This is a genomic window from Mesorhizobium liriopis, assembly GCF_024053505.1.
GTDB lineage: Bacteria > Pseudomonadota > Alphaproteobacteria > Rhizobiales > Rhizobiaceae > Mesorhizobium_B > Mesorhizobium_B liriopis.
The window spans coordinates 1-3,971 of the sequence record NZ_JAMXQS010000019.1 but is presented as its reverse complement, the minus strand read 5'-3'; the positions used below and the strand labels follow the sequence as shown (position 1 = coordinate 3,971).

The following is a 3,971-nucleotide window of genomic DNA, read 5'->3' as shown; positions in this document are numbered from 1 at the left end:
CATGGGCACATGCACGGCGAGCAGCTTGCCGTCTGCGCTGAGCGTGGCAGTTTGCTGTGCGACGGGAGTGGTCAGGCTGATCCCAGTCATGCAGCGCGCTCCAGTCTGGTCTGTTCGGGCTCTTTCGCGTGTGGTGCTGGCTTGGATTGCCTGGTGCCCATATCAGTGACCAGCGTTGCCATGCCATCGGTTCGCAGATGCACGCTGACGCCGCTTTCGCTGACCTCGACGCGCCCCACCAGCAACTGCACGATGCGGGCCTGCTCGGCTGGGAACAGCTCGTCCCAGAGCGGATCGAGCTGAACGAGAGCAGAGCGCACCTCGGCCTCGGTGAGGGAAGGGCCGATGGGGTTGGTGGCACTGCCGTCCCTTTCCATGTCTCGTGCCGCCAGCCATGTTCTGACGATCACCTCAGGCGTTTGCAGCATGGCTCTGAGCTGGTCGACCACTGCCCCTTCGATCTCGCCTGCGGGCACACGGCCGATGGGGCAGGTGTCTCGCCCGATGCGGTTGAGCGTGGTGGTCACATAGTAGCGGTACTGCTTAGCCCCTGGCTTTCTTGTATGGGTGGGCGTCATGGCATGGCCACCGGGGGCAAAGATCAGACCCTTGAGAAGGGCTGGTGTCTGACACCGTGTTGCTGTTGCCCGGCTCCTTGGGCTTTGGCCGATGATTGAGCGCACCTTGTCCCAGATCTCTTTCGTGACGATCGCCTTGTGCTCGCCTGGGTAGGCCTGACCCTTGTGGACGGCCTCGCCAAGGTAGACGCGGTTGCTAAGCAGCTTGTAGAGCCAGCCCTTGTCGAAGGGCTTGCCGTTGCGCCGTGTGATGCCTTCGGCAGTCAGCATCCTGGCCAAGACGGTGGCCGAGCCGATCGCGAGGTAACGCTCGAAGATGGAGCGGACGGTTGCAGCTTCAGCCTGATGGATCACAAGCTTTCTGTTCTCGACCCGGTAGCCGAAGGGCACCGTGCCCCCCATCCAGATCCCGCGCTTTCTGCTTGCCGCAAACTTGTCCCTGATGCGCTCGCCGATCACCTCGCGCTCGAACTGGGCGAACGAGAGAAGGATGTTGAGCGTGAGCCTGCCCATGCTCGTCGTGGTGTTGAAGGACTGGGTGACAGACACAAAGGTCACGTCATGGATGTCGAAGAGATCGACGAGCTTGGAGAAGTCGGAAAGCGACCTCGACAACCTGTCGATCTTGTAGACGACCACCACATCGACCAGGCCATGCTCGACATCGCGCAAGAGGCGGCGCAGCGCTGGGCGCTCAAGCGTGCCGCCCGAGACACCGCCATCGTCATAGCGGTCAGGAACGAGCACCCAGCCTTCAGCGCGCTGGCTGGCGATATAGGCCTCGCACGCCTCGCGCTGGGCATCGAGGGAGTTGAAGGCCATATCCAACCCTTCCTCGTTGCTTTTGCGCGTGTAGACCGCACAGCGCACCTTGCGCAGAGGCTTGGCGGGGGAGGAGGCCGTCTTCATGCCCGCCCCCGTGATGCTGCACGCAGGCCGAAGAACAGCGGTCCGTTCCAGCGGGTGCCGGTGATCGCACGCGCCACAGAAGACAGCGAGGCATAGGGCCTGCCCTGCCATTCAAAGCCGTCGTCGAGCACGGTGACGACCTCCTCCACCCCCTGCCACTCACGGATCAGGCGGGTGCCGGCCACGGGACGATGGTCAACACTCCGACCCTTGCGCGATGACCCAGACGCCGCACTGGCATCGAGATCATTGGCCAAGGCTGCAAGCCTGGCCCGTGTCTCCACCTTCAGCCCGCCATAGGCGAGTTCCTGGATGCGATACGCCAACCGGCTCTCGATGTGCTTGCGGTTGAAGCGCGGCGGCTCGGAGCCGTGCAGCTCGCGCCACATGACCTGCAGCTCAGGCATCGTCATCGCGGCCAAGGCCGCAAGACGGGAAAGAATCGATGGGTCGGCGCTCGGGGGGCGAGAGGAAGGTGACGACAGGCGATGTGACGGATACGACGCGCTGACTGGGGCGGATCGGTCTGGTGTAAGGGAGCAGGTTAGCATGGCGACTCTCCATGGGATGGGAGCCGACACACGCTCTGTTCGGAGAAAGAGTGAAGTCCAGACCGGGCGGGAGGCGCAGATAGTTTGCCCGATCGGCGCTCTCGCAGCCGTATCAGGCCAGCTACGAGGATCAAGCTGAGTTCGGTGAGGCGCTCGTCGGCATCCATCTGGGCGGGGTGGAGCGGAAGCGGACCGGTCATCGGAGTGGTGCGGGTCAGCTGAAGCGATGTGCCTTGCCCCATCACTGGCTGCCCTCGGTTGTGGGCACGCTCTCCTGCCCATCCGCCTTGGTCTCAGTCCTTCCTGCCTTGTCACGCAACTGGGCGCTCTCAAACGCTTCGACCTCTTGGAGCCGGTAAACACAGCGCCCGCCCAGCTTGAGAAAGCGGGGGCCCGTTCCCGTGAAGCGCCAGCGCTCCAGCGTGCGCGGCGAAAGCCGCCAGCGCTTGGCCAGTTCGCGCTGGCTCAGATGCTCCTGGGTCTCGTGCATGAATGGTGTCCGTCACAATGCGATGATCTGCGCAGCATCATGACGGGAGAGGAGGGTGGCTGTATCAGGACGCAAACCGCGCACGATCCCAACGCTGTCCGTACGCCATCCGTACGGACGATCAGGCCGCGGCGCTGGCGATAGCCGTGTTCATCAGATTGAGGCGATAAAGCCCCCGGCCGTTGCCTGCGACCAGTTCGCGCCAGGACGGGCTCTGATGCCGTCGAAAGGCATCGCTCAGAAGCGTCGTGTTGTAACCGCAGTCGGCCATCAGCTGCTTGCCCACGCACCAGGGATCATTCGAGCGGCTCGCTGCATGAAGCAAAGCCACCAGCTGGCACAGACCACCGGCAAGGTGGAAGGCATGACCGCGCATCGTCACCCGGCCATAGTCGGCCGAATGCGTGAACTCCGGCGCAGCATTGGAAGCGGCGCTAAAAGCAGCATCAGCACTCATGCCCGCTCCCGCCAACGGCTCCGCTGATGCACGCAAACCAACGTCCCTGTTCTCTCTGGCCTGCACCGCATGCACCTTGAGATGGATAAGCTCCAGTCCGGGTGCTGTGGCGCGAGCACCGGGAAAGTCGAACCGCAGCGCATCGATGATGTCGGGCGGAATGATCTCACGCCGTGACGACAGTTTGATCGGTGCCACCAATCCCGTCAGCACCAGCGTGCCTTGGGACAAGAGCTGCAGAAAGGCCCGCACCACCTGATGGCGCAGCTTGAGACGCTCAAGCAGATCAACCTCATCGCCATCGTCGTCCCACCACGAGAAGGCAAGCACCCCCTTCAGGCGATCGAGACGCGCCACTGCCTGAGGGTCCGACCAGCGGCGAAGGGCGGCACAAACATCAAGTGCCTGAGGCTCTCTCAGGCTCTCAAACGACGGCAACGAAGGTGGGACAGTGGGGTGTGTGACCTGCAACGATCCGGCTCAGCCAGAGGGGCTTGTGATCAAGGCTGCACTATAGCGCACAACACTGCGCAGCACTACGCTAAATGCCTGCAGGGGCTGCGCTTTTGGGCGCCGCAGCGAGCCATTCACGAGCAGTCAGCGGACCAACAGCGTCCCACCAAACATCGCCACATCGCAACTCGCCCCATTCTGTGGACAACAGCACGCAGAAGTCATCTAGGCTTTTATTCCTTGTGCATGTTCGCGCTATGTTCTGATGGGTGATAGCCTCATGCTGCCCGCCGATCTTGCTCTGCCCCTACGCTCTCTTCTCTCGCCAAAGTCGCCAAACATGACAAACCACCTCGTTCTGCTCCCTCCCAGAGGTTGCTCCGAGATCAGACAAAACCAGCCGTTTTGCCCGTTTGACGAAGTTCGTGGGCATGGCTGCTGCGATGCTTGAGACCTACCGCCCAGGCTTTGCCGACTTCCTGCAGAAGCCTTCGCTCTGCCGCCGGGCAGGCTGCAGTGAAGCGCAGCTGTCT

At 62.6% G+C, this 3,971-nt stretch carries 4 protein-coding genes; all 4 read right to left on the bottom strand.

Features of this window, described 5'->3' with window-relative positions; all coding sequences use genetic code 11:
• Positions 1–86: 86 nt before the first annotated feature.
• The 4 genes from NGM99_RS21515 to NGM99_RS21500 all read right to left on the bottom strand — a co-directional run bounded on the left by NGM99_RS21515 (position 87) and on the right by NGM99_RS21500 (position 3,456).
• Complete coding sequence (locus NGM99_RS21515) at positions 87–1,487, bottom strand: recombinase family protein (protein ID WP_252822819.1); 1,401 nt, start codon at positions 1,485–1,487, stop codon at positions 87–89.
• The gene (locus tag NGM99_RS21510; protein WP_353937452.1) at positions 1,484–1,930 is read right to left on the bottom strand and encodes a DUF2924 domain-containing protein; all 447 of its coding nucleotides are present in this window, start codon (positions 1,928–1,930) and stop codon (positions 1,484–1,486) included. Before NGM99_RS21510 ends, NGM99_RS21515 begins: the two co-directional genes overlap by 4 nt.
• A 349-nt stretch (positions 1,931–2,279) precedes the next feature.
• Positions 2,280–2,528 (bottom strand): helix-turn-helix transcriptional regulator, encoded by a 249-nt coding sequence (locus NGM99_RS21505; protein ID WP_252822815.1) that lies wholly within the window; start codon positions 2,526–2,528, stop codon positions 2,280–2,282.
• A gap of 121 nt (positions 2,529–2,649) precedes the next feature.
• The gene (locus tag NGM99_RS21500) at positions 2,650–3,456 is read right to left on the bottom strand and encodes a hypothetical protein (RefSeq protein WP_252822813.1); all 807 of its coding nucleotides are present in this window, start codon (positions 3,454–3,456) and stop codon (positions 2,650–2,652) included.
• Between the last annotated feature and the right edge of the window lie 515 nt (positions 3,457–3,971).

Excerpts from the sequence above, each read along its gene's own strand:
- NGM99_RS21515 (WP_252822819.1), bottom strand. The coding sequence starts at position 1,487 with ATGAAGACGGCCTCCTCCCCCGCCAAGCCTCTGCGCAAGGTGCGCTGT.
- NGM99_RS21505 (WP_252822815.1), bottom strand. The coding sequence starts at position 2,528 with ATGCACGAGACCCAGGAGCATCTGAGCCAGCGCGAACTGGCCAAGCGC.